Origin of the sequence: Pedobacter caeni, assembly GCF_900129215.1 — a bacterium.
Classification (GTDB): domain Bacteria; phylum Bacteroidota; class Bacteroidia; order Sphingobacteriales; family Sphingobacteriaceae; genus Pedobacter; species Pedobacter caeni.
Window position 1 is genome coordinate 240,542 of sequence record NZ_FQUQ01000002.1, and the last position, 25,496, is coordinate 266,037.

The 25,496-nt window shown below is 41.3% G+C and carries 18 protein-coding genes and 1 riboswitch; of the genes, 14 read left to right on the forward strand and 4 right to left on the reverse strand.

Features of this window, described 5'->3' with window-relative positions; translation table 11 throughout:
* Positions 1 to 45 precede the first annotated feature (45 nt).
* The 3 genes from BUC20_RS08405 to BUC20_RS08415 form a co-directional block, all read right to left on the reverse strand.
* Positions 46 to 2,793: an outer membrane beta-barrel family protein gene (locus BUC20_RS08405; RefSeq protein WP_073229947.1), complete on the reverse strand. Its 2,748-nt coding sequence runs from the start codon at positions 2,791 to 2,793 to the stop codon at positions 46 to 48.
* Between the two features lie 170 nt (positions 2,794 to 2,963).
* Entirely contained in the window at positions 2,964 to 3,920 is a 957-nt protein-coding gene (locus tag BUC20_RS08410; protein WP_073229949.1) for a FecR family protein, read from the reverse strand.
* 86 nt (positions 3,921 to 4,006) lie between these two features.
* Positions 4,007 to 4,591: an RNA polymerase sigma factor gene (locus tag BUC20_RS08415; protein ID WP_073229951.1), complete on the reverse strand. Its 585-nt coding sequence runs from the start codon at positions 4,589 to 4,591 to the stop codon at positions 4,007 to 4,009.
* A gap of 267 nt (positions 4,592 to 4,858) precedes the next feature.
* Here BUC20_RS08415 and BUC20_RS08420 point away from each other — a divergent pair, with 267 nt between their 5' ends.
* The 8 genes from BUC20_RS08420 to BUC20_RS08455 all read left to right on the forward strand — a co-directional run bounded on the left by BUC20_RS08420 (position 4,859) and on the right by BUC20_RS08455 (position 16,391).
* Positions 4,859 to 5,317, forward strand: a complete 459-nt coding sequence (locus BUC20_RS08420; RefSeq protein WP_073229953.1) for a helix-turn-helix domain-containing protein — start codon at positions 4,859 to 4,861, stop codon at positions 5,315 to 5,317.
* A 147-nt stretch (positions 5,318 to 5,464) separates the two neighbouring features.
* Entirely contained in the window at positions 5,465 to 6,019 is a 555-nt protein-coding gene (locus BUC20_RS08425; RefSeq protein ID WP_073229955.1) for an RNA polymerase sigma-70 factor, read from the forward strand.
* A 92-nt stretch (positions 6,020 to 6,111) separates the two neighbouring features.
* Positions 6,112 to 7,134 carry a FecR family protein gene (locus BUC20_RS08430; protein ID WP_159441072.1) on the forward strand — a complete coding sequence of 341 codons (1,023 nt, stop codon included), beginning with the start codon at positions 6,112 to 6,114 and terminating at the stop codon, positions 7,132 to 7,134.
* A gap of 96 nt (positions 7,135 to 7,230) precedes the next feature.
* A complete protein-coding gene (locus BUC20_RS08435; RefSeq protein ID WP_084528695.1) occupies positions 7,231 to 10,683 on the forward strand; it encodes a SusC/RagA family TonB-linked outer membrane protein in 3,453 nt (1,150 codons plus the stop codon).
* 11 nt (positions 10,684 to 10,694) lie between these two features.
* Complete coding sequence (locus BUC20_RS08440) at positions 10,695 to 12,167, forward strand: SusD/RagB family nutrient-binding outer membrane lipoprotein (protein ID WP_073229958.1); 1,473 nt, start codon at positions 10,695 to 10,697, stop codon at positions 12,165 to 12,167.
* A gap of 12 nt (positions 12,168 to 12,179) precedes the next feature.
* On the forward strand, positions 12,180 to 13,466 hold the full coding sequence (locus BUC20_RS08445) for a purple acid phosphatase family protein (RefSeq protein ID WP_073229960.1): 1,287 nt from the start codon (positions 12,180 to 12,182) through the stop codon (positions 13,464 to 13,466).
* Positions 13,467 to 13,477: 11 nt separating this feature from the next.
* Complete coding sequence (locus BUC20_RS08450) at positions 13,478 to 14,314, forward strand: glycerophosphodiester phosphodiesterase family protein (RefSeq protein ID WP_073229961.1); 837 nt, start codon at positions 13,478 to 13,480, stop codon at positions 14,312 to 14,314.
* 313 nt (positions 14,315 to 14,627) lie between these two features.
* Positions 14,628 to 16,391, forward strand: coding sequence for a DKNYY domain-containing protein (locus BUC20_RS08455; protein ID WP_073229963.1), 1,764 nt, complete (start codon positions 14,628 to 14,630; stop codon positions 16,389 to 16,391).
* A 150-nt stretch (positions 16,392 to 16,541) separates the two neighbouring features.
* Positions 16,542 to 16,647, forward strand: a riboswitch (SAM riboswitch).
* Positions 16,648 to 17,038: 391 nt separating this feature from the next.
* Here the strand turns inward: BUC20_RS08455 and BUC20_RS34275 are convergent.
* A complete protein-coding gene (locus BUC20_RS34275) occupies positions 17,039 to 17,173 on the reverse strand; it encodes a hypothetical protein (RefSeq protein ID WP_262497410.1) in 135 nt (44 codons plus the stop codon).
* Positions 17,174 to 17,224: 51 nt separating this feature from the next.
* Between BUC20_RS34275 and BUC20_RS08460 the strand changes: the two genes are divergently transcribed.
* The 6 genes from BUC20_RS08460 to BUC20_RS08485 all read left to right on the forward strand — a co-directional run bounded on the left by BUC20_RS08460 (position 17,225) and on the right by BUC20_RS08485 (position 25,447).
* Entirely contained in the window at positions 17,225 to 18,523 is a 1,299-nt protein-coding gene (locus BUC20_RS08460) for a peroxiredoxin family protein (protein ID WP_073229965.1), read from the forward strand.
* Between the two features lie 2 nt (positions 18,524 to 18,525).
* Positions 18,526 to 19,836 (forward strand): peroxiredoxin family protein, encoded by a 1,311-nt coding sequence (locus BUC20_RS08465; RefSeq protein ID WP_200800912.1) that lies wholly within the window; start codon positions 18,526 to 18,528, stop codon positions 19,834 to 19,836.
* Positions 19,837 to 19,880: 44 nt separating this feature from the next.
* Positions 19,881 to 20,513: a YceI family protein gene (locus BUC20_RS08470; RefSeq protein ID WP_073229969.1), complete on the forward strand. Its 633-nt coding sequence runs from the start codon at positions 19,881 to 19,883 to the stop codon at positions 20,511 to 20,513.
* A 114-nt stretch (positions 20,514 to 20,627) separates the two neighbouring features.
* Complete coding sequence (locus tag BUC20_RS08475; RefSeq protein WP_073229971.1) at positions 20,628 to 21,587, forward strand: cytochrome-c peroxidase; 960 nt, start codon at positions 20,628 to 20,630, stop codon at positions 21,585 to 21,587.
* 210 nt (positions 21,588 to 21,797) lie between these two features.
* Positions 21,798 to 24,566 carry a TonB-dependent receptor gene (locus BUC20_RS08480; protein WP_200800913.1) on the forward strand — a complete coding sequence of 923 codons (2,769 nt, stop codon included), beginning with the start codon at positions 21,798 to 21,800 and terminating at the stop codon, positions 24,564 to 24,566.
* A gap of 20 nt (positions 24,567 to 24,586) precedes the next feature.
* Positions 24,587 to 25,447 (forward strand): DUF4397 domain-containing protein, encoded by an 861-nt coding sequence (locus BUC20_RS08485; RefSeq protein ID WP_073229974.1) that lies wholly within the window; start codon positions 24,587 to 24,589, stop codon positions 25,445 to 25,447.
* The last annotated feature ends 49 nt before the right edge of the window (positions 25,448 to 25,496 follow it).

The window sequence follows — 25,496 nt, forward strand, 5'->3', positions numbered from 1 at the left end:
ATCTACGTTGATTTCGAATTAAAATCAAAATAAAAGATCCCTGCTTTACAAACGCCGTCTTGCTTCATTTCCTGCAGCATCAATATTTTCTTTGCTGCTTTGTTTTTTTCCACTTGAAAAATTATAAGTGAAGTGGATTCCAAAATTTCTGGCCCAGTCCAATCTGCTTCTTAAAACATTTCTGCTGAATTCAGGGGTATTGATCTCGTATTGTGGTTTATACAAATGGAAAGGATCCTGTAATTCTATACTTGAGCTGAGCCGGTCTTTAAAAAAGCTCTTTTTTATGGTGATGTCGATTTTCTTAATGCTAAACTGATCGTAAATGTCATAAAAGCTGCTGCTGTTGTAAATTCCTGAAACCTCAATGAAATATTTCCCTGGTAGATTGAACTTATTTGTTGCCCAGATGTTCTGCGTAAATTTTGACCGTTGTAGAGGAGAAGTGCCACGGATATCTATTGTCCGGTATCTCAGTGTCGTATTGGTGTTGAACTCCCACCAGTTAGTTATCCTTATCGGGATGTAGACTGACATAAACACATTATCATTATCGCTGATATTCTCGTCTTTTGAAATGATGACATTACCCTTGTTTGTGACATTTGTAGTGATGGCATTGTTTGTGTTTTGATAGCCAATGGTTAAGGAGTACTTGTTTTTTAACAAATATTCCAATTGTATATTATTACTGTAAAAGGATAGCAAATTGGGATTGCCTTCCTGAAGGGTGTAGGGGTTGGTATAGATCACAAAAGGATTTAACTGTCTGAACCCCGGGCGTTCTATTCTCCTGTTGTAAGAAAGTGTAAAGGAATGATTTTCGCCTATCTTTTTATTGAGGTGTACTGAGGGAAATAAATCCCATTGATTACGTCCAATAGTTTGCCCGGTGCTTGCTGATTTACCATGATAATTGGTTTGTTCGGTTCTTAAGCCAAGCTTGATCTCCCATTGCTTAAAAGATTTGGCAAGTGTGCTATAGAAAGCCAGTATATATTCATTGTACCGAAATCTATCCGACCGTAATGGGTCTAATGGTGACTGTTCACTAAGACCAATGCGGTAATCCATTGAATAGTCTGTACCTGATGCCGTGTATTTGGCGCCTGCATTAAGCGTCAATGTGTTTGAAAAGTGTTTTTCAAGATCAGCATTGGCTACGTGAATCATTGATTTGCCAGTGGTATTGGTGAAGAAACCATTCAACGAGTTCGTTTCTATAGCTGAGGGGTCTTTCAATCCATAATAAATATAACTGTATCCAATATCTAATTTACTGTCGTTCGTATCCAGCTTATTGCGGTAAAAGGCATTTGCCATTCGATTAGTATAGCTAAATCTGGTGTTTTTGTTGGTGTAAGAAGAGGAGTCAATGGAACTTGCCTCTGCATTGGAAAAATAATCGATATTGGTGGTAGTGATGTTACTGAAATCACCAGGATTACTGAACATGTTGTAATTAAACCCAACTGTTTGCTGGTAATTAAGCTTATAATCAAGTCCAATATTGTAAGCAATAGCATGGTAATGCTCAGTATATTTCTCCGTTTGCCGGCTAAAAGCCCCGGTGGATTTGAATTCCTGAGTAATATTGTCCTCGTAAAAAGCGGGAGCACGGGAATAATTAACATTTCCCTGGATATTGAGTTTTCCAGCCCTGTAATTCAGGAATGCATTACCCCTGGTATTATGATATTTAGTATACCAATAACCAGTACTTATACTCCCGGATAGTCCGTACTTATATTCAGATTTCAGCACAATATTAATAATTACCCCTCCGTGCTGGGCGTCATGCTCTGCACCTGGAACAGCCTTTAATTCATAAGATTTAATGGACTCTGATGGAATAGCGCGCAGGTAAGCAAGTAACTGATCGCCGGGTAATAGTATTCTCCTGTTGTCAACATAGACGCTCACGCTTTCACTGCCTCTGAAAAGGATGTTTTTCCCTAATACCGATACCCCGGGTATGACGTTAAATAACCTAAGCGCGTTTTCACCTTTTTCATATATACTGCCTTCCACATTGAATGTTAATTTATCCACCGAGCGACTGATCAGTGCTCTTTTATTCATGATGGTCACATTTTTTAATTGTATCGCTGTTTCCGTAAGTACGATATCTGGTAGTTGAAGAACCTCGGTGCTCCCTACCGTAACTGTTTGTGTTAAGCTATCTGTTTCTGGCGAAGATACCCTGAGGAGATAGTCTCCTTGTTCGTAAACTTTTAATATAAACCTGCCGCCTGTATCCGGGAGAGCACTGAATGTTATATTTTGATTGGTAATTTTGCTGATCTGTATCGTGACCAATTCTACTGGCTTATGATGCTGACCGATGATCCGGCCCTTTACAGTATACCCGGTTTGTGGCCGTCTTTTTTCAAGTAAAATATGATTGTCGATCTGACGAAAACTGAAATCTGTGTTTTTTAACAGTTCATAGAGTGTGTTTTCGACCGTTCTGGTGTTAAATGCAAGGTGGAGACCGGTGATTTGCTTTACCTCAGCTTTTCTGTAGTAGAAGCGGAAAGTTGATTGCGCTTCGATTTTTTTTAATCCGGTCAATAAACTTTCCTCCTCCAGTTTGAGGCTTACTTTATATTCGCTCATACGCTGACCGTTTACCTCCACGGCCATGAGCAGTTGTAATGAAGTTAAGATGAAAAGAAAGAGGACAAAACTTACACGCATCAACCAGATGATAAATTGTTTATTTATAAATAGTATTTCAGTGAGATGAGCACATATCATCCCCGTATTCCACACTTTTGCAGAATTTTTCATAGTTTTAAATGTTTTAATTGATCACGAATTATTTAAAACCCCGGGATTCCGGGATACCCATAAACCGATAGCCGTCGGTTTATGGGTTGTTTTTGACTGATCCGGCTTCTGAAGCCTTTCCAGCACTTATAAAGCTTAGTTGTTATTCATAAAATGGGTTTAATTTCTCATTAATTGCAGCCTTCTCCATAGATGATGATGTTTCCATCAGCGTTCCTTTTCCAGGTTGCATTGTTAAAACCGGTGATGGCATCCAGGATCTTATCCAGCTGATCATCTTTAAATGTGCTGCCACTAAAACGGCATTTTTTTAACTGATCATTGTTGAAGGTGATTTTTATATGAAAACGCTGTTGAAGCTGCATTGCTGCATCTGCTAAAGTGATGTCATCAAAAAGCAGATCATCATGCTGCCAGGCAATAACAGTGTTGGCATCTACTGTTTTTTTAACAGATTTTCTACTGCTCAGATCGAGGCTTACCTGCTGATTACCGGTAAGAATACCGAGTAATTTACCATCATCCGTAACGCTCACTTTACCACTGGTTACAGTTACTTCAATGGTATGCCGATGTAAATCTTCTTTAATATTAAAAGCAGTTCCCAAAACGGTGGTTAATACTTTTCCGGTATGAATGAGAAAAGGCTTGTGGGGATCGTGTTTTACGTCGAAATAGGCTTCTCCGGAAAGGGATACTGTTCTTGATTCGTCAGTAAAAGACTCAGGATATTTCAACTCAGCCCCGGCATTTAACCAAACCCGCGTTCCATCAGAAAGTGTAATCTGTTTTTTTTGATCGGCTGAGATAACGGTTGAATTTAGTTCCGGCCGGCTGAGGTATAAGCCGAAAACAAGAAGCAATACTGCTGCTACACCTGCAATTTTATACCACAAATATTTTTTCGATTCTTTTAGGATCACCTTTGGCTCATTTCCCTTAATAGAAGTTTTAATATCCAGGAGTACTTCGGAAAGCCACTGATCTTTAGCAGTACGGTTCAGGTGCTGCCATGCAGGATCAGCAATTTCATTTTCTGTCAGCCATTTTTCAATGAGCCGATCTTCCACAGGAGATGTTTCCTTTTTCAGGTAACGGTCCAGAAGTGCTTCGATATCAGGGTTCATTTTATCGGGTTTTGACAATAGCCGTATGAACCCGCGTTTGGTACTATAAGAAAATGAAATATTTTTTAGAGGAGGATCAGGATCACCTATTTAAGGCACCAGAATATTAAAGCAGAGGTAGATAAGAGGGTTAATGACTCCCTTAAATGTTTCAATGCAAAGCTGAGTTGGTTTTTTACGGTTTGCTCGGAAAGCTTTAATTGATCTGCGATCTGAGCAATGCTCAGGTTTTCTTCCCGGCTAAGCTGATAAATTTCCCTCACTCTTGGTGATAGTTTATCCAGCGCTTGTGTAATATTCTGTTTTAGTTCTTTTGCCGCGATATATTGCTCGGTTTCTGATCTAAGGGTGGTTTGTAAAGCGAGGACCATTTCCGAATAATCTTCACGGGTAATGTTTTTCCTGATCTTATCTACAATGCGATAACGGACCAGGGTAAATAAGTAAGCCTCCAGATTTCGGTCCACTTTTAATTGTTTCCTTTCTTCCCATAATTTCACAAAGACATCGTGAATGATATCCCGGGGATCTTCAAGGTGATATAGTTTGGAACTTGCAAATCCGGTTAAACTTTCAGCATAGCGGGAATAAATTTCTGTGAATGCAGCTTCGTCATCTTCTTTCAGGAGATCTGCGAGTTGGAGATCGGTAAAAGAATAGTGGTCGGTCATTTGTCTAAAAGGTTGTTCGCAAGTTACAGGAAAGGGTGATTCCTTACAATTTTAGCGAAATTCTTTTTCTTTCCTGCAATCTATTCTCAATAAGAGGGAAACTCCATTAAGACGTTTGTATGTAAGCCCTGTAAAGATGACTGTTCTGATTTCTACTTATTTTTACCTTAGTAAAATATTTATTAATCAAAATGTAAATTATTGTTTTTATTATATGATTTACGTTGTGCTGTTTTGGTACATTTGATCGTATTTAATATCAACAATATGAGAACGATAACAGATACCCCGACAAATGTCCACCAGGGGAAAAATGTAAAGCGCTTTCGGGAAATGATCGGTATACGCCAGGAAGCGCTGGCCGATCAGTTGGGGCCCGAATGGAGTCAAAAGAGGATTTCTTTAATAGAATCCAGAGAAATAGTAGACCCTAATCTGCTGAAATCAATTGCAGATGTACTGAAAATTCCGGTTCAGGTACTTGAGAATTTTGATGAACAGGCCGCGATCACCTATTTTAATACGTTTAATAATAGTAGTTATACCCACGAAGGTGAAGGCGGGACGGTGAATAATGTGAATACTCACCATGTTGATCCTTTGAACCTATTAGCTGAAGCAATAAAAGTACTCAGGGAACTTCAATCAAAAAACGAAGCGCTTTATGAAAATTTGCTTCTTGTTGAAAAGGAAAAGAATGCAGCTTTACAAGCCAGACTAAATTAGATCATAGTTGAACTGATAATAATGAAGTTGATTCAGCATGCTTAAGGGATTCCTTACACATGCTGAATAGCTTTCTTATTCCCCGCTTCATTTAACATTTTGTTAATCTATCTGTCATTTGGCAGGTCTAATTTCGCTTCATCTTTTATGGGCGAAAACAATACTGTCGGATTTAACGGAGATCTTGTAAATAACTTCGATGGAAAAGCATTCGAAGATCTTTACCGTCGGATGTATCCTACGCTCAAAAAATATGCGGTATATCTGGTCAAAGATGCAGAAGAAGCTCAACTGATTTTAAATGATGTGTTCATCGCCATCTGGAAAAACAACGTCCGGATCTTAAATGAAAAAGCCTATCTATTCCGGGCAGTAAAAAATGCTGCCACCAATTACCATAAAACTGCTAAAACAAATTTTCTGCACATCGATGAGGAAGAAGTTCCGGAAGTTTGGGATGGAGGATCAGATCCTGCTCAGACTTATCAGGATAAAGATAGAAATCGGGTCTTGTATCAATTGATTGATCAGATGCCAGAGCGCAGACGTCTGGTTTTTTATATGTACCGGATTGATGGCTTCAGCTACAAGGAGATCGCCGATTTACTGGATATTTCAGTTCGGACGGTAGAAGATCACCTGGTTAAAGGTTTTCAGTTTTTACAGGAAAGAGTACTAAAAAACGAAGCGGAATTCCGATAAAAAGCACTTAATCATTTCTTAATATAACGTTAACGTTTTGCGGCCCGTAGTGCATGCCCGGTTTCTTGTCTTGTTTCTATAAAAGCATAGGAATGGACCAAGAAACCTGGAAATTTGTACTTGATTATTTATCCGCTAAGGAGAATGCCAAGGGCAACGTTCAGAAAATTGAACAGGAGGAGAAAAAGATACAGGAGTGGCTGAGTAAAGACCCTAAACACCAGCAGGAACTGGAACAGGCTTTATGGCTATGGGAAAATACTTCAGCGCCCCCTGAAAATGACGAATGGAAAAATAGTTTTAACACCATTCAGGCTTCCCTGGTTCAGGAAGCACCTAAAAAGACCATTAAACTGAAACTGTGGCTGGCTGCAGCGGCTGTCTTTGGAGCAATAGCATTATTCACCTTCTTCTATAAAGTACAGCATCCGGTTTTACAAAGTACCGAAATCGCATGGATCACAAAGTCGGCAGGTTCCGGAAAGATGATCAGTATCGTGCTGCCCGACAGCAGCGAGGTCTGGCTCAACTCGGGGAGTAGCATCAGCTTTCCAAAGAACCTGCAACATGCCGCTTTAAGGACAGTAAAGCTTAAAGGAGAAGCTTTTTTTAACGTAAAACGAGATCCTCAACATCCATTTATTGTTCACAGTTTAAACCTCCGGACAAAGGTACTTGGAACAAGTTTCAACATTCGTGCCTGGGAAGGGCACCCGACCGAAGTAACTGTGCTCTCAGGTAAGGTTGCTGTTTTCAGAGATTCTGCGGGAAGGCAGTCGGCTGCGATTTATTTGCTACCCAACCAAAAAACCGTAGATGATCTGAATTCAGCTAAGTTATCCCTTGAAAATGTCGAAGATGCCCAAACTGCCATTGGCTGGAGAGAAGGAAAAATGGTCTTTGATCAGACTCCTGTAAAAGAAGTTTTTGACGCCATAGAACGGAAATATGCGGTAAAAATCATCGCTGATCAATCTTTCAAAGGCTGCAAGCTCACCGCTAAGTTTAGCAATGTCAGCTTAAATGAAGTGCTGCAAACGATTAAAATGACTTTAGATATCCATTATACGATAAACAAACAGACCATTTATATAAAAGGAGGTAAATGTAATTAGACAACTATAAAGAAAAAGCCGAAGCATGTTGACGCATGCTCCGGCTCATGATTTTCAATTTTATTTTAACCCATCACGATTAAAACACTCAAAGTTATGAAAAAGTCCGTAGCGACTAATCAATTAATTTTTAAAGTAATGCGTTTTTTTACCCTCATTTATTTTATGCTTTCTCTTATGTTCTTCAGCGGACAGGCATCGCCATTAAAGGCGCAGGAAGTAAATAGCAGGATCAGCTTCAATTTTAAAAACGGGACTTTAACAGAATTGCTGAAAAGCATAGAAAAGAAAACCAATCTGTCTTTTGTTTACACCAACAAAGACGCAGTATTAAACAAGAGGGTGGAGTCTTTTAAAGCAGAAAACGAAATGGTGAGCAGCTTGCTTAACCGTCTGCTGATTCCCCTGCAATTGACTTATGTGGTTCAGCACAACCAGGTCATCATTAAAAAGGCGGTTCGGATTAAAGGAAAGGTAACAGATGAAAAAGGTTTACCTGTACCAGGTGTAAATATCATAGAAAAAGGAAGTGGTAACGCCACAACGACCAATCTGACGGGTGATTACAGCTTGAATGTAAGCACCGCATCAGCCACCATTCTTTTTAGAATGATGGGCTATCAAACCAAAGAATTTAGCCTGGATGGAGAAACAGTGGTCAACGTTAGCCTGGTTCCTGATCAAAATGCTTTGTCTGAAGTAGTGGTTACTGCGCTTGGGATTAAGCGTTCGGAAAAAGCGCTCGGTTATTCTATTGCTACTGTAAAAGGTACTGATGTGAATACGGTGAAAGAAGTAAACGTAGTGAATTCCCTTGCCGGAAAAGTAGCAGGGGTAAACATTGTGAGCGCCGGTTCTGATCCCGGATCTAGTGCATTGATTACCATTCGCGGCCAATCATCAATTGCTACGGATAATCAACCTCTTTTTGTAGTGGATGGTGTTCCAGTGGCACATTCGCTGAGAGCAACCTCTGAAGTAGGGCGTTCTTCTATAGATTACGGGAGTCCGGTAGCAGACATCAGCCCCGATGATATTGAGAGCATCAGTATTTTAAAGGGAGCGAGTGCAGCGGCTTTATATGGCAGCAGGGCAGGAAGCGGAGTAGTCCTGATTACCACAAAGAGCGGTTCGTCAGGAAAGAAAGGTTTTGGGGTCAGCTTCAATTCAAATGCCATGTATGATAAGGCCTGGCTATTTCCTCATTTCCAGAATCAGTTTGGAGCAGGAGAATATACCGATGATCCGGCATCTAATACTTCATCGGCCTGGGGCCCGCGTCTGGATGCAGGAACAAAACACCTGCAATGGAACAGTCCGCTGGACGCGAGCGGAAAGCCAATCCCTACCGATTGGGTGTCACACCCTGATAATGCTAAAGATTTTTATAAAACAGGGGCTACCTATACGAATAACATTGCCATCACCGGTAAAAATGCAGATGGCAATTACAGGCTTTCTTATACCAATATGTCCAATAAAGGTATTGTACCGAATACGGACCTGAGCAGAAATACGCTGAACCTGGCGGCAACTTATGTATTGCACCCTAAAGTAAAGATCAGTACGAATCTGGGGTATGTAAACAATAAGAGCGACAACCGCCCCTCAGCCTATAGGGAAAGTGTGACCCAAATGGTTTATTCCATGCCTTCTAATATGAGCATTAAAGATTTGAAGAATTACTGGAAACCAGGCCGGGAGAACCTGGAACAGTTTTCACCGGATGATTCGGATAACCCATATTTTGTAGCGAATGAACATACCAATGGTTACGACAGAAACCGTTTAACCGGAAGTGTACAGGCGGTAGTTGATATTACCAAAGACCTGAGCTTAATGGTACGTACCGGACTCGACATGTACAATGAAGAGCATGAAACCAAACGCCCTTTTAGTGCCAAACGATTTAAATTTGGCGGTTATGGCGTGGATAATTCTTACTTCAAAGAACAGAATACAGATTTCCTGCTCAGTTACAAGAAGATCCTGAACCAGGATTGGTCATTCGGCTTGTCGGTTGGAGGGAACCAAATGGACCAGACCAACAGAAGTACCGCTCAACGGACCGAAAGTCTGAGTATTCCAGGAATTTATAACATCAACAATGCGCGTGCAGGAACGATTACCAATGCCCAATACAATTCCCGTAAACGCATCAATAGCTTATATGGAATGGGACAAGCCTCGTTTAAGGACATGGTATTTCTGGACGTTACGGGAAGGAATGACTGGTCAAGTACTTTACCTGCACAAAACAATTCTTACTTCTATCCTTCAGTTTCATTAAGCACGGTTTTAACAGATGCGCTGAAGATCAAATCAGATCTGTTGTCATTTGCTAAAATCAGAGCCAACTGGGCGCAGGTAGGAAGTGATACTGATCCATACCAACTCTTCAATACCATTCCTTTCAACCAGGATTGGGGAGATGTAAAAAGAGCTACCATCGAGTTTAACCTGAAAAACAATTTCTTAAAACCTGAAATCGCAACTTCTTATGAGTTTGGCGGAGATCTGCGCTTTTTTAATAACAGGTTAGGCCTGGATGTGACCTGGTATAAGACCAATAAAAGAAATCAGATCATCAACATTCCGACCACCATTGCTTCGGGCGCTTCAAATCGTTTAATCAATGCCGGAAATATCCAGAATAGTGGATGGGAAATCGGCTTAAACGCTGTTCCTGTACAGGGCGCATTTAAATGGGAGGTCAATGCAAACTTCACAAAGAACGAAAATAAGGTGATCTCTTTAATGGAAGGTTTGCCGGAGTACTCTATGGGTAGCGCGGATGGAGATAACATTCGCTATTTAATTAAAGAAGGAACTAAAATCGGAGATTTTTATACACCAAGTTATACGAAAGTACCGAGTGGACAGTATGCCGGAGCCGCATTATTGGATAAAACAGGGCATTATATCCGGAACAATTCCGAATATATAAAAGTTGGAAACTATAATCCTGATTTTACAGTAGGCCTTAACAATACTTTCAGCTATAAAAACCTGACGCTAAATGTTCTTTTAGATTGGCGTAAAGGCGGTAACTTCTATTCTTATGTGGTTAAAAGTCTGATCAATTCGGGTTTAACAGACAATACACTTGTGGGCAGAGATGCACAAACAGGAGGTTTGCCCTGGGTAGATTCGCAAGGTGTAAAAAGAAACGACGGGATGATTATTCCTGGTTATATCGCAAATGGTGACGGTACTTTCAGTGAAAATAAGGTCATTATTGCGGCTTCCGATTTTTACAATAACACCTACAATAAGTATTATGAGCGTTTAACCTATTCAGCCTCTTTCCTGAAACTGAGGGAAGCTTCTTTAACCTATGTATTTGGCAAAAAGGTATTGGGTAAACTTCCGATCAGCAATCTCTCCATTTCGGTAATCGGCAGGAATTTATATACCTGGACTGCCAATGGCTTAGGCTACGATCCGGAAACCACGATGAGTGTTACCGAAGGATTTAAGCTGGGCGTTGGACACTGGACATTGCCGGGAACCCGCTCTTTTGGCTTTAAATTAAGTTGTAATTTTTAATCTGCATACACATGAAATTCAAATATAAATCCATCCTGGTGTTGTTTATGGCTATGCTGGCTGCCTGCACCAAAGATTTTAAAGAGATCAACACGAACCCAAACTCTCCGGAGACGACCAATACAGAGTTTTTGATGTCTGAAGTGGTCTTGTCTACCGCTTATGCTTATCAGGAAAATGCAGTTGGCAGAAGGCCGGCTTCGGCAGCAAGATACCTTACACTGGTTCGTAATACAGGTTATGATTTGTTAGACTGGGGACCGGTAGACTGGGACGATATCTATGCCCGTTTATCGGTCAATAAAACTTTGCTGGAAACCGCAGAAAAGCGTTCTGAAAAGCAATACATCGCGATTAGTAAAATTATGAAAGCTTTTAATTTTGCTTACCTGACAGATTTGTATGGAGATGTTCCGTATAGTCAGGCCCTGAAGTCGAAAGAAAGTAACCTGATTTATCCTGAGTATGATCAACAACAGGTGATCTACCCTGATTTATTGAGAGAACTGAGTGAGGCTAACGATCTTTTAAAAGGAAGCACAGAGGAAATTAATGCCAAAGGCGATGTGATGTTTAAGGGCAAGGCCCTGCAATGGCGCAAGTTTGCGAATACTTTGCGCTTAAGAATGTTGTTGCGTATTTCTAAAGCCTATGCTCCTGCATTTGCAGAAATGCAAACCATTATTAGTGACAAGACCGCTTATCCTGTTTTTGAAAGCAGTGCGGACAATGCCGAAATAACTTATCTGGGAAATTTGGCGGCATATAGCTGGCCTGGAGGCCCTTTGGCCATGATTGATTTCGACTATCAAAAAACGAAAGTGAGCAAGGAGCTGGTAGACCGCCTGATCCAAAGAAATGACCCCCGGCTGGCGGTGTGGGTAGAACCGGTTAAAAGTACAGCAGGCTCAACCGTAGATCCTAATAAATATGTTGGCGTACCGAATGCCATTGATGCACCTGCTTCGTACAATGGTGGTGAGGATCATGTGTCCGTTTTCTCTGCTGGTTTTTTCAGAAAAAATGGTGGTTCTGCCAATCCTTTGTTGAAAGCGAGTCTGATTACCTATACCGAGCAATGTTTTATTCTGGCGGAAGCAATGCAGAAAGGTAAAATCACTGTGCCGGGAGAAACTGCCGAATCTATGTATTACAAAGGAATCAGAGAGTCGATGAGCAGCTATGGAATAACACCTGCTTTGAACTACTTTGACCAATCTGTAGTGAAGTACGATGGTACATTGGAGCAACTGATCACCCAGAAATGGATGGCAATGTTGTTTAAAGGATCAGAAGGTTGGTTCGATCAACGCCGTACCGGCTATCCTGCTTTTGTTACCGGCCCCTTAGCTGCGGGCAGAGGAATTCCTAAACGTTATGTTTTCCCGGATTCTGAAAGCGCTAAAAACAAAGTGAATTACCAGAAAGCGGTTTCTGCTTTTGGTCCGGACAAAGAATCTACACTAATGTGGTCCCTGAAATAATTTAAATAACATATGAACATTTTAAACAAATCTATATACGTTGCTGCATTACTTGTTTTTACAGCTTTTACAAATACCCGGGCACAGGACTTTAACCCGAAACCTTTTCCGGATCGGGTAATCTTAACCTGGAAAGACAATACTGCGACCAGTCAGACCGTAACCTGGCGTACGGATACTACAATTGTGAGTTCCAAAGCACAGATTAAAGCCGAAGATTCAAGTCCGGCGCTGGAAGATGCCATTGCCACCTATGATGCGGATTCCCGCTTGCTATCTGGTGGTAAAAACTATGCTACCGCGAAGTATCACAATGTTACTTTTAACAACCTGAAGCCTGGAACGGTTTACGCATACCGCGTAGGAGCCGGCGACCATTGGAGTGAATGGTTTCAGTTTACCACTGCTTCTGATCAGGATAAACCTTTTTCTTTTATCTATCTGGGTGATGCGCAGAATGACATACGCTCCAAATGGTCACGTGTGATCCGCAGAGCATTTTCTCATGAGCCGGATGCCAGGTTTATCATTCATACAGGGGATCTGATTAATCGCTCCAACAATGACCAGGAATGGGGTGAATGGCATTATGGTGGCGGTTTTATCAACGGAATGGTTCCAAGCATGCCTTCTCCCGGAAATCATGAATATGTGCGTGATGAGAAAAGAAAACTGATCCTGGACCCACATTGGGGGGTACAGTATACTTTGCCGGGGCATGGACCTGCAGGATTAGAAGAATCTGTTTATTACATCGACTATCAGAATGTTCGTGTGATCTCTTTGGATTCTCAAATGATTATTCTGGACGAGGCTTCGGCAAAGGTTCAATATGAATGGCTGGAAAAGGTATTAAAGGAGAATACTAAGTTATGGACAGTAATTACTTTCCACCATCCAATCTTTTCTACGGCTAAAAGCAGGGACAATAAAGAATTCAGGGAGCGGTTTAAACCCTTATTTGATAAGTATCATATAGACCTGGTTTTGCAGGGACATGACCATACGTATAGTCGCGGACAAAACCTGCCGCGCGGATTATCGGGCAGGGAGGCCAGCGGACCAGTATACCTGGTTTCTGTTGCCGGTCCTAAAATGTATAAAGTGGATGGTGCCAAATGGATGAATGTTTCTCTGGAAAACACACAACTGTTCCAGGTGATTCATATTGATGGCGGAAAGCTGAAGTTTGAAGCTTACAAAACCTCAGGAGAATTATTTGATGCCTTTTCCCTGAAAAAATCAGGCAGAGATAATGCTGCGGAATTTACCGATATGAACCCTGCTGCGAAGCAATAATCTTTTAAATAATGAATGATAAAACAAGCTTGCTGACACTCCTGTTTAGCTGTTTTGTTTTGATCACATTTGGGCAGCGGACAACAGCGCCGCTTCCCAAATGTAAAAATGGCTTTATCGTGATTGCACATCGCGGAAGCCATCTGATCAAACCTGAAAATAGCATTGCCTCAATTGAAGAAGCCATAGACCTTGGTGCCGATTATGTTGAAATAGACCTTAGGACCAGCCGTGATGGTCATTTGGTCTTAATGCATAATGAAACCGTAGATCATATGACCAACGGAAAAGGCAGGATTCAGGATTTGAGTCTGGGTGAACTGGGAAAACTGACCTTGAACGCTAAGGACGGCCATACCTATAAACTACCTCTATTTAAGGAAGCTCTAAATGCCTGCAAGAACAGGATTAATATTTACCTGGACTTTAAGGAGGCGGATGTGCCTCAAGCTTATGCAGAAATCAAAGCTGCGGGCATGGAAAAGCAAGTGCTGGTTTATATCAATACAACAGCGCAGTATAAATCATGGAGAGCCATCGTTCCAGAAATGCCGCTGATGTCTGGTTTGCCGAAGGAGATAAAAACGAAAGAAGAATTGGATTCTTTTCTCGATAAAATGCCATTAGAAGCAACCGATTGCATTCCGGATCCGAGACTTATGACCGCCATTCGGGAAAAGGGATTATGTGTTTATTTAGATGTTCAAATGGTTGATGAAAATCCTGTAAAATGGAAAATCGCAATGGATAAAGAGGTTCAGGGTGTTCAGACCGATCATCCTGAAGCACTAATCAGATATTTACAAACCAATCATCTGCGTAATGGGTTAAACGCTGCCAGGCCTTAGGTATTTGTTTTAATTGTTTCACATGATTACCTTCGATAAAAAATTTAACGAAAGAGATGAATCTATCTTTAATCCTTTTATCGTCTAATGTAAATGAAAATTTTTATTGTTTTTTGTCAAAAAGACGATTATTCCCGGTAGCCCGGAAATCAAGACGGTTTACTTAAAACCTGAAAAGCCTCCGTCTACGGTAGTTATAGCCAAAGAAGGCGGGAAAAAAGAAATGAGTTTAAAAGACAATTAACGGGTTGATGTTTCTTTAGATTGATCGTCTTTAATGGTATAGAATCGTAGTTTAATTGATCAACAAAGCATGAACCAGAACATTATTAAGCGGGTAGCAATAACGGTGACTATTGTTTTCCTCGTGTTTTCATTTGCACTCATCACATCCCTGCTGCTATCGGAATCCAGAGATCCGGGCAGCACAAATATGGATCGTGATGGACAGGAGATAGGAGGTATATATCTTCGTTATCAAAACCAGGTTTATGCATCGGTGCCAAGTAATGGCAATTACCTGATCAGGGAAGCGGATGCCAATAGCTTTAGATTGCTGGACGACAACTACCGAAACCAACATTTTGGCATAGATAAAAACCACGCTTACTGCGGAAATCTGATCGTCAAGGATTTTAATCCATCTACAGCTAAAGCAATTGGCAATGATTATTTTACTGATGGCAGGCAAACCTGCTATTGTGCATCGATGAGTGTAAGCAATAAGGCTCTATCGATCGTCTCAGAAGTAAGTCAACGGATGCAATATGGCTTTGGGATTGGAGATAAGCCCCAAACCTATATTTATCCTTTCTTTAAATTGGAGGCCAGCGCAACTCCTTATCGTACCATACTGAAGACGGAAGTGGCCATTAACGGAACCTTGTCTTACTACGAAGGCAAAATTCTTCCCCAGGCCAATCCGGAGCGGTTGAGGCAGATTCCAAAACTGTACAATGATGGTGATACCCGTGAAAGCGAGCGCTATCTGGCAGATGGTCAGCATGTATATTACGAAAATACCATACTGCCACTCAAAGACCATCCTGGATTGTATGCGATTGTTATTGATGCCCAAAACCAGGAAAATTACCTGATAGATCCCAAACAAGGAATGGTTTATGTCAATGACATTGCTTTCGAAAAGCAGTACAGCCCCTACCGCGTATTGTCGCTAAATGGAGGACATATTAATCATGCACTATTTTTAAGCAAAGAAGGAATTTTCTACTTTGATACGGAAAAGAAGGAGGTTGTGAGAATTGATGACAACCCATTCAACACCGGGAAATTTACAGAAATTGCACCGCTGATCTTTTCTGATGGCCAGCAAATTCTATATGCACAAGCAGAGGAAAGCTGGGGTAACAACAAAAGTCCCGGACTGAAATCCAGGTCGACCAAGATCTATAGACTGGACGAGCCAGGAACAGGTACCTGGGAGAAAATTGGTATGGTCAGTAACATCTCGGGGTCGGTCTGGAAAAAGGGCAATACCTATTACTACTTTGACCGACTTGGCAATACCCAGCTGATTGGACAAACCATTTACCGCATTACTGATCAGGCTACAGTTGATCAGCTGCTTTCTCCGGAAATCCGTACAGACGATATCCGCAAACTTGTCCGTACAGACCATATGGCGAATGTCAAAAGTACTGAGTTGATCAGTGCGAAAACCTCCTATTCCAGCGCGTATGGTTGGGTGATATGGATTCCTATATTTCTCTTCATAGGTGTTCAATTAATCTTATGGATACTAAGAAAACTGGGTGTTAATCCAAAACCTTTTAGTATCAAAAATCAGCGGCTTAAAGTGAACGGATTATGGGCTAGTTCTTATGCGCTGTCAGATATTGATACGGTGGTTTTCTCCATAAAACCTTCCATTCGGCAAAGCGGATATTCCGGACGTTTTCAGATTCAGACGAAAGCTGGAAAGCGATCTCGTAAATATCTGTTTGCGACTCAAATACGGTTAAGTGCAGATACAAAGCAAGAACTGGAACTTTATATTGCTGACTTGCAGAATATGCTGAGACAGTATCGGGTCAATAGTACGATACATAATGACTGATAAGATAGCAGCCCCACTGGAAATTATCTCTTGTTTTGTTAAAATATATAGCTGTAAATCAATATGTTATGTGATTGCTTTGAGTATTTTAAATAAAGACTACTAATTTGGTAGATTATTTATTATATTTGTTTTATAGTTCTTTATTTATACTTATCCAGAAAGACTGAGGGACAGGCCCTACGATGTCTTAGCAACCATACTAACCGCTGTAAAGGTGCTAATACCTATTCGTTAAAAACGGAATTGATAAGCGAAATGAACCGGTTTTAAGGGTTTCAGCCACGCGCCATCTTTCTTCTTCTGTATAAGCTTTATTAATAATTAAAACGATTGCTATGAAAGTTCAATTTAAACAGAAAACTATTTTACCGGACCACTGTTGGGCCAGGGAAATGAACCAGGAATTTAATATAAATCCCGGATACCCTGATGCTTTTGATCATAGAATATTATGGTGGTCATATATTCAAAAATCAAACGGCGTCAGGCTATCGGTGAAAACATAAAGTTAATTCAGATATGACCTGTTAATAACGCTTCATCTAATTAATCACCACCATTAATTATTTGATTTATAAAGGTATGCCGACAAATGTTTTTCATGAACGGATCGCAACCATATTTAAAAATTATAAATTGAAATATTAATTAACCCTTGCAGTGATGATTAAATCTACAAAATTCTGTACCACTATTCGATGTTGCCATTTCATGGCAGCCTGATTTGCTCTGATCCAAAACCACCACGGATCTTTCACCACCATTGAGCAGTTTTTCATTAATAAACTTAAAAACTAACAACCTGATTACAATTAACTAATCCAAAAACAATGGAGACTAAAAATTACTTAAAGGAGTTTAAGACCCTTGCGGCTACTCTTATGTTTAGTGGTGCCGCTTTTGCAGGCACTATAAAGCCCTTTCCTAAGCAAGGGATATGGCGTGGTGTCTTTAACGTCAGCGAATCACAGGTTCCTTTTAATTTTGAATTGAAGGGAAAGGATACGAAAACGGCAGTATTTACCCTGATTAACGGTTCCCGAAGGGACGATTTCCATGTAGAAAGAAGAGGCCCGGATTCTATTTACATCAAAATGAATACCTATGATGCTGCCTTGGTAGCTAAAATAGAAGAAGATGGCAGATTAAGTGGCGAATACCGTAGCCTGGTACCGGGTTTTAGAGGCAATTCACTTCCCTTTATTGCAGAACATGGTAAATCGTACCGTTTTGTTGAGCCAGGTAAAGACATTGCTCCGGCAACTGACCTTACCGGAAAATGGGAAATAAAAACATATACTAAAGAGGCCGTTCCGGCTTCGATTGCGATTCTTAAACAAAAGGGAAATAAACTTACAGGAGTGATCATGACGGTTGTTGGCGATACCCGGGAACTTGAAGGAACTGTTCAGGGAAATGAATTCCAGCTGTCTGGCTTTACTGGTCCAAGTCCTTTTATCATCAAAGGAATCATTAATGACGACAAGAGTATCTCCGGTGAACAGGGATTTGGGATCTATAAAAACCTCAAGTTCGACGCGGTTAAGAATGAGAAAGTAGAGCTCCCTGATCCATATGCCCTTACTTTTCTGAAACCGGGAGCTAAATTTGGCTTCACTTTTCCAGATCTGAACGGGAAGCCTGTATCTTTAACTGACGATAAGTACAAGGGCAAAGTAGTCATCATAGAGACCATTGGTACCTGGTGTCCTAACTGTACAGATCAGACAATATTTCTTTCTCCATGGTTTAAAAAGAACCAGCAGCGGGGCGTTGAGGCTATTGCAATTGGCTTTGAGCAGAAAGATGACCTGGAATATGCGAAATATACCCTTGGCAAGCTGAGAGATAAATACGGAATCACTTACGACATCTTATTTGGTGGTATTGCGGATAAGAAAGTCGTTGCCGAAAAGTTGCCTGCACTGAATAAATTCATCGCATTTCCTACTACCATTATTATCGACAGGAAAGGTGAAGTGAGAGAGATTTACACCGGCTATACCGGAACTGTAACAGGTACTTATTACGCTGACTACGAGAAAAAATTCAACAAAGTACTGGATGAACTCCTGGCCGAACCGATTCCTGCGGAATTCACTTCAACCTCATCATCAAAAAGCAAATAGCCATGAGACCTATATTATTTAAATTATCAGGTTTCGCAATGGCCAGCCTGATCAGTATTTCCAGCTTAGGAGCAGAAAAAACACCCATTAAAATAACCAAACCGATATTTATAAAACAAGGTGTTTGGAGAGGGGTATTTAAAGTAAGTGAATTTGAAGTGCCTTTTAATTTTGAGGTAAAAGGAAAAGACGCCAATAGTGCTGTTTTTACCTTGCTTAACGGAACAAGAAGAGATGATTTTCATGTAAAGCAGGTTGGAGCGGATTCGTTATTCATCAAGATGAATACCTATGATGCGGCGCTTGTTGCCAAAATTGAAAGTGATGGTACCCTTTCCGGAGAATATCGTAGTCTTGTTCCCGGATTCAGAGGCAACTCTTTACCGTTTACCGCAGAGCAGGGGAAAAGCTATCGCTTTGTGGAGCCGGGAAAAGATATTGCACCGGCAGCAAACCTTACCGGAAAATGGGAACTTAAGGGTTTTTCTAAGGAAGCTGTTCCGAACAAAGTCGCGATCCTGAAACAAACCGGTAATAAGTTAACCGGTGTAATTTTACAGGTAACAGGTGATAGCAGGGAGCTTGAAGGAACAGTACAAGGCAATGAGTTCGTGCTTTCCGGCTTTACCGGACCTAGTCCGAAGATCTACCACGGTAAAATCAATGAAGATGGAACCCTTTCCGGAGAGATTAGTCAGGGCATTTATGATAATCTGAAGTTTACTGGTGTAAAGGATGCCGCAGCAGAACTTCCTGATCCATACAAACTTACTTTTTTAAAAGAAGGTTATAAAAAACTGGATTTTACCTTTCCTGATCTTACCGGAAAGCCTGTTTCTTTAACCGATGATAAATATAAAGGCAAGGTTGTCATTGTTGAGCTGGTGGGGACCTGGTGCCCGAACTGCACTGATCAGACCATTTTCCTTTCTCCATGGTTCAATAAAAATAAACAGCGGGGAGTAGAAGCCATTGCTATTGGCTTTGAGCAAAAAGACGACCTGGAATATGGGAAGTATACCCTTGGTAAACTCCGAGATAAGTACGATATCAAGTATGATATTCTGTTTGGAGGTCTGGCTGATAAGCGCCTTGTGGCCGACAAGCTGCCGGCCCTGAATAAATTCGTGGCCTACCCAACTACCATCATTATCGACCGTAAAGGTGAAGTGAGAGAGATTTATACCGGTTATACTGGTCAGGTAACAGGTAAATACTACGAAGAATACGAGAAGAAATTTAATAAACTGCTGGATGAACTGATCGCAGAGCCGATACCTGTATCGGGCGGAACAGTATCATCAGGTAAATAATAAAAACACAATTCAAATAATTTAAACCACCAAACCAAGAAATCATGAATCGTTTACAGTATTTAATTCTTATCATTTTTGCAGTTTCATTAAGTGCATTCCGGATAGCCAGTGATCCTAAGCCTGGTAAAACCAGTTCCGTGTCAGGGAAAGCAATAGTTTACAAGGTTGATGAACAGAGCAGTAAGGTAACCTGGCTGGCTAAAAAAGTGACTGGCCAACATTCCGGCAATGTTAAAGTAAGCAATGGCACTTTAACACTTGACAACAATGTATTGAAAGGAGGAAGCTTTGATATTGATACCCGTACCATTTCAGTTACTGACATTACCGATGCGGAGACCAATGGGAAACTGCTTGGACATCTGAAGAGTGATGATTTCTTCTCTGTTGAAAAATTTCCTGCTGCTAAGTTTGTGATCAGTTCTGCTAAACCCGCAGGTACAGGTAAATATGAGGTGACAGGTAAATTAACCATCAAAGGGATTACCAATGAGGTGACTTTCCCCGCAACAGTCAAAACTGAAGGCAATAAAGTGCAGGCTGATGCAAAGATTACCATAGACAGGACCAAATATGGGATCAAGTTCAGGTCTAAAAATTTCTTTGAGAACTTAGGCGACAAGACCATTTATGATGATTTTGACCTGAATGTAACGCTGAATGCGACCAAATAGTCCTTAATCGAACAAGGGTGTCTCTTAAATTTCAGACACCCTTGTCATTTGAACCAAAAGCAATGAACGTGCTCATTGTCGCTTCGTAACCTTTGAAAAACAATTGTAATTCTGATGAAAAATAATAAAACAGCCGTCTTTCTTTTTTTGAGCACAGTGTTCCTCGTGCTGGTTGGTTTCCAGAACGATGATCCGGGCGAACTGACCACAAAAGAGAAATTGGGTGAAAAGCTGTTTTTTGACCCCATCTTATCAAAAGACCGCACAATAAGTTGTGCTTCCTGTCATAAGCCGGAGTTTGCTTTTGCAGATACATCTGCAGTGAGTCTGGGGGTTGACGGAACTAAAGGCGAACGGAATACTCCCGGAATTACCAACTTATCCGGCCGGCCAAATCTTTTCTGGGATGGCAGATCGGCATCATTGGAACATCAGGCTTTACAACCTATTCAAAATCCGGTAGAAATGAACCTGTCTATTGCTGAAGCGATAAAACGGTTAAATGACAATCATATTTATGCTGCTGCTTTTCAACGTGTTTTTAAGGGACCAGCCACAGATAAACATTTAGGTGCTGCTCTTGCTGCATTTGAGCGTACAATGGAAACGGCAAATAGCCCTTACGACAGATACATCAATGGCGACGATCATGCCATATCTGCTGCTGCAGTTCGTGGGCGCATGTTGTTCATTGGAAAGGCCAATTGTAATACCTGTCATTCCGGGGAGGATTTTACTGCAGACCGGTTTAAAAGTATTGGTCTTTATAACGGAAAGGAACTGAATGATATGGGCAGGTTTGTGGTCACTAAGGACAGTGCTCACCTGGGTGACTTTAAAATTCCTGGTCTGAGAAATGTAGCCCTTACTGCTCCTTATATGCATAACGGAATGTTTAAAACCCTGAAGGAGGTAATTTCATATTATAATAATCCTGATGCGATTGTAAAAAACGGGAAGAATCGTGACCTGGCATTGAGTAAACCCCTGGGACTAAGCGATGAAGAAATCTCTGACATCGAAACTTTTCTTAGAGCCCTAACTGATGATCGTTTTGCTAAAGTTAACAGATAAAATATGCAAATAAACGGCTGCACTTTCATGATCCGGTTTACCTCACAATGCCTGTGTCCCTAGCAGGGGAAATAACAATGAAAAGACTGGCCATTTCAATGCCAGTACTTAAATAACCACATCATGATCTACTTTATTAATACCTGAAAACAGGTAAGGGGGATATCCTTTTGCCTTGTTTATTCATACCTAAACTATTAAATGAAAACTATGAAACAAATTATACCCTTCTTTTTGCTGTTGGGCATCCTGGCACCCCGGAGCTTGTTTGCACAGCAAAGAACGCTAACAGGAACAGTAACCTCCACAGAAGATGGCCGGCCGATACCAGGTGTGTCGGTGGTGATTAAGGGGTTAAACGGTGGTGCAATTACAAAACCAGATGGCACTTTTAAACTGTCTGTCCGAAATGCAAAATCCCTGATCTTTTCCTATGTAAGTTATGAAACACAGGAGATAGAAATTGGAAGTTCAACTGATTTGAAAATTAACCTGAAACCCCTTGATGGCGATCTTGATGAAGTCCAGATTGTTGGTTCGCGTAATGCCGGTCGTACTAAACTCAATTCTGCTGTTCCGGTTGACATTATCGATGTCAAAGGTCTGCAGGAATCAGCACCACAGGTAAGTGTGACGCAATTGCTGCAATATGTATCACCATCCTTTCACTCCTCTGTTTCAGGTGGGGGCGATGCAGCATCAGCAACTTCAACTGTTCAGTTAAAAGGCCTGGGAGTTGATCAGGTACTGGTACTCATTAATGGCAAGAGAAGACATAAAAGTTCCAATATCAGCTGGGGTGGATTGGGTAATGGTGCTACTGGCTACGATCTGAATTCCATCCCGACAGGTTCTATTGACCGGATTGAAATCCTTCGTGATGGTGCTGCTGCACAATATGGTTCTGATGCTATTGCGGGAGTAATTAACATCGTACTTAAAAAAACAACGGATGAGCTGTCTGTTAATACCACCGCGAGTACCCGCAGAAGAGGAGATGGAACTACTACACGTACAAGCAGTAACTATGGTGTTAAACTGGGTAATAAAGGTGGATTTTTAAATGTCACCGGGGAGTTTGCTACCCAGGCAGTTTCGCTTCCTGCAGGAAATGATGAGGCTGGTGTATATATTGGCCCTGCTTACGGTGGAGGCGCAAATACGCGTGGTTTTGATCAGATCTATACCCGGGAAATTGATGATGCTATTTTAGCCAGTCGTGGTATTGACCGTCATTTCTTTGATCAAAGGGGTGGTACCAATAAAGCGATTGACGGGCTGTTGTTTTACAATGCTTCTGTCCCGTTAAAAGAAGGTGTAGAGCTTTATTCTTTTGGAGGGATTAGTCACCGTAACTCTCAGTTTACTGCGGTCTACCGGTTGCCAGGCTGGACAGAACGAAACAATACTTTCATCTATCCGGATGGCTTTTTACCAGCAATGGACAACATCATCACCGATAAGTCTTTCGCCTTTGGTCTGAAAGCTAAAGTAAAAGACTGGAATGTGGACATTTCCAATGTATATGGGAATAACGATTTTGGAAATGTGATCACCAACACGCTGAACGCCAGTTTGGGCTTAAAAACACCACGTAAGTTTGATGCAGGAAGTTACAATGCCAGTCAGAATACAGCCAGTTTAGATTTTAGCCGGTTTTTTGATCAGGTATTAAAAGGGCTGAATGTCGCTTTTGGCGGACAGTACCGGGTTGAAACCTATCAGATCATTGCGGGAGAAGAGGGATCATACATTAAAGGGGATCTTCGGCCTATTTATGGGGTAGATTATACCACAGGAGGTATTCCCTATCAGACCAATTTAGGCAGTACGCCACTTAACGGGCTTTCTCCCGGTTCACAAATCCATGCCGGATTCAGACCAGGCAATGAGGTAAATGTGAACCGTTCGATCTCTGCGGGTTATATTGATGCCGAATTGAATGTGACCAGTAAGTGGTTAATCTCGGGAGCTTTGCGGGTGGAGAACTATTCCGATTTTGGAAGCGTGACCACATATAAAGGAGCTACCCGGTATAGCTTTGCCAACTGGCTAGGTATTCGGGGCTCTGTTAATACTGGATTCAGAGCCCCCGATCTGGCACAATTCTACTATACCGAAACTTCCACTACTTTTCAGAATGGCGTTGCTATAGATCAGGTAACGGCCAATAATGTGAATCCGGCTACAAGGGCTTTAGGTATTCCTGCACTTAAACCAGAGAAGTCCAAAGGATATACAGCAGGTTTCACTTCGCAGCCCATACCGAATGTTGAGCTTACGGTAGACGCTTACCAAATTGATGTGGAAGACCGCGTGGGGAATACGGGCCGGTTTTCTGCAACAGATATCAACCTGCCGGCAGATGTCAGAGCTTTGTTTGTTCAGACCGGAACGGTACAGGCCAAGTTCTTTTACAACTCTTTCAGCACCAGAACAAGGGGGCTGGAGTTTACAGGAAGTTATAGATTTCTCTTTCCCAATGGAGCCAATGCCAGTCTTGTTGCCGGCGCTAATTTTCAAAAGTCGGAGCTGACCAAAGTGAATACCCCAAAGGGATTGGAAGCTTACCGATATATCATTTTTGATGAGTCTGAAAAAGCAAGGGTGACCAGTAATATTCCTGCCCAAAAGGTAACACTTCAGGGGACTTACAGCTATAAAAGGTTCAATGCGTTATTGCGTACGGTATACTTTGGAAAGGTGACGAGTGTGTCGCAGCTGAATGCTAAATTTCCACAACCTGATTATTATTATCAAACCTTTAGCCCGATATGGATTACTGATATTTCTGCAGGTTACAGAATCACACCAAAGATCCTGGCCACAATCGGGGCGAATAATTTGTTTAATGTATTAGGAGATTATTCTATCCCCGCACCCGGGAGTAACATTACGCGCAATCAAGGTCCCGGTGGAACACAGGCCGGTACCACAACAGGAATCCAGCCATTTATAAGATTGTCAGCACGATTATAAAAATTATAACAGAAGATATTATGAAACTAAATTCTATAAAAAACGCTTTGTTGCTGGTTGTCAGTTTGCCGCTATTACTGGCCTGTGATAAAAATGATTATCTGGATATTGATGCCTCTGAAAGACCTCCATTAAATGCTAAAGTGAAATTTATAAATGCAAGGGCTACCGCTGTACCTGTTCATTTTTGGGATTTTACCAGGCAGGTAACGACTGTAACCGTAACACGTAATGGTAGCACAGCTTACCTGGATACCCAGTATGGAAAAGTGCAGTATAATTTAACGGAAGGGACAGGTACCACGTATAAAGCTTCCTATGTATTTGGTGGGAGTGCCACTTTCGTACAGGAAACAAATACTTCTTCTTTTTCGGGACCAAATGGACCAATAGCAACGTATTATCATACCCTTTTTGCAGTGCCGAAATTGAAGCCGAGTACGCTGAATCCGGGTAATACGGATAGTCTTATATTGGTTTATGATGATCTTACAGCCCCTTCTGCTGGTAAGGTAAAGTTAAGGTTTGCAAACTTTGTAACTAGGGCAGGTACTGTTGATCTGGCTTATGTGGGCGGAGCTTCAATCTTTACCAGTGTTGGATATGGATCATTCGGAGAGCAGACCATTATTCCCTATACGAATGGGAAATCGCCAGAGAATATACCCGGCTTAAGCTGGAGAACGTTAGGGCCTTTTAAAGAGATAAATGCAGGCACTGGCCAGAATCTGGAAGTCAGGAATAATACTGGTGGAGTGGTATTGCCTGTAACTGGTTTGAGAGGGATTAATTTTGAAGCAGGCAAGATATATACGATTTTTATAAATAACGTTAACGGAGATTTAAACTTTAATGCGACAGTAGTAGCGCAAGATTTATAAAACCCGTAGAAGCAATAAAATAGTTCTGGATTTGTAGTATTTCTCTTGT

Coding starts and splice junctions, on each gene's coding strand:
- BUC20_RS08405 (WP_073229947.1), bottom strand. CDS start 2,793: ATGAAAAATTCTGCAAAAGTGTGGAATACGGGGATGATATGTGCTCAT.
- BUC20_RS08410 (WP_073229949.1), bottom strand. CDS start 3,920: ATGAACCCTGATATCGAAGCACTTCTGGACCGTTACCTGAAAAAGGAA.
- BUC20_RS08415 (WP_073229951.1), bottom strand. CDS start 4,591: ATGACCGACCACTATTCTTTTACCGATCTCCAACTCGCAGATCTCCTG.
- BUC20_RS08420 (WP_073229953.1), top strand. CDS start 4,859: ATGAGAACGATAACAGATACCCCGACAAATGTCCACCAGGGGAAAAAT.
- BUC20_RS08425 (WP_073229955.1), top strand. CDS start 5,465: ATGGGCGAAAACAATACTGTCGGATTTAACGGAGATCTTGTAAATAAC.
- BUC20_RS08430 (WP_159441072.1), top strand. CDS start 6,112: ATGGACCAAGAAACCTGGAAATTTGTACTTGATTATTTATCCGCTAAG.
- BUC20_RS08435 (WP_084528695.1), top strand. CDS start 7,231: ATGAAAAAGTCCGTAGCGACTAATCAATTAATTTTTAAAGTAATGCGT.
- BUC20_RS08440 (WP_073229958.1), top strand. CDS start 10,695: ATGAAATTCAAATATAAATCCATCCTGGTGTTGTTTATGGCTATGCTG.
- BUC20_RS08445 (WP_073229960.1), top strand. CDS start 12,180: ATGAACATTTTAAACAAATCTATATACGTTGCTGCATTACTTGTTTTT.
- BUC20_RS08450 (WP_073229961.1), top strand. CDS start 13,478: ATGAATGATAAAACAAGCTTGCTGACACTCCTGTTTAGCTGTTTTGTT.
- BUC20_RS08455 (WP_073229963.1), top strand. CDS start 14,628: ATGAACCAGAACATTATTAAGCGGGTAGCAATAACGGTGACTATTGTT.
- BUC20_RS34275 (WP_262497410.1), bottom strand. CDS start 17,173: ATGAAAAACTGCTCAATGGTGGTGAAAGATCCGTGGTGGTTTTGGATC.
- BUC20_RS08460 (WP_073229965.1), top strand. CDS start 17,225: ATGGAGACTAAAAATTACTTAAAGGAGTTTAAGACCCTTGCGGCTACT.
- BUC20_RS08465 (WP_200800912.1), top strand. CDS start 18,526: ATGAGACCTATATTATTTAAATTATCAGGTTTCGCAATGGCCAGCCTG.
- BUC20_RS08470 (WP_073229969.1), top strand. CDS start 19,881: ATGAATCGTTTACAGTATTTAATTCTTATCATTTTTGCAGTTTCATTA.
- BUC20_RS08475 (WP_073229971.1), top strand. CDS start 20,628: ATGAAAAATAATAAAACAGCCGTCTTTCTTTTTTTGAGCACAGTGTTC.
- BUC20_RS08480 (WP_200800913.1), top strand. CDS start 21,798: ATGAAACAAATTATACCCTTCTTTTTGCTGTTGGGCATCCTGGCACCC.
- BUC20_RS08485 (WP_073229974.1), top strand. CDS start 24,587: ATGAAACTAAATTCTATAAAAAACGCTTTGTTGCTGGTTGTCAGTTTG.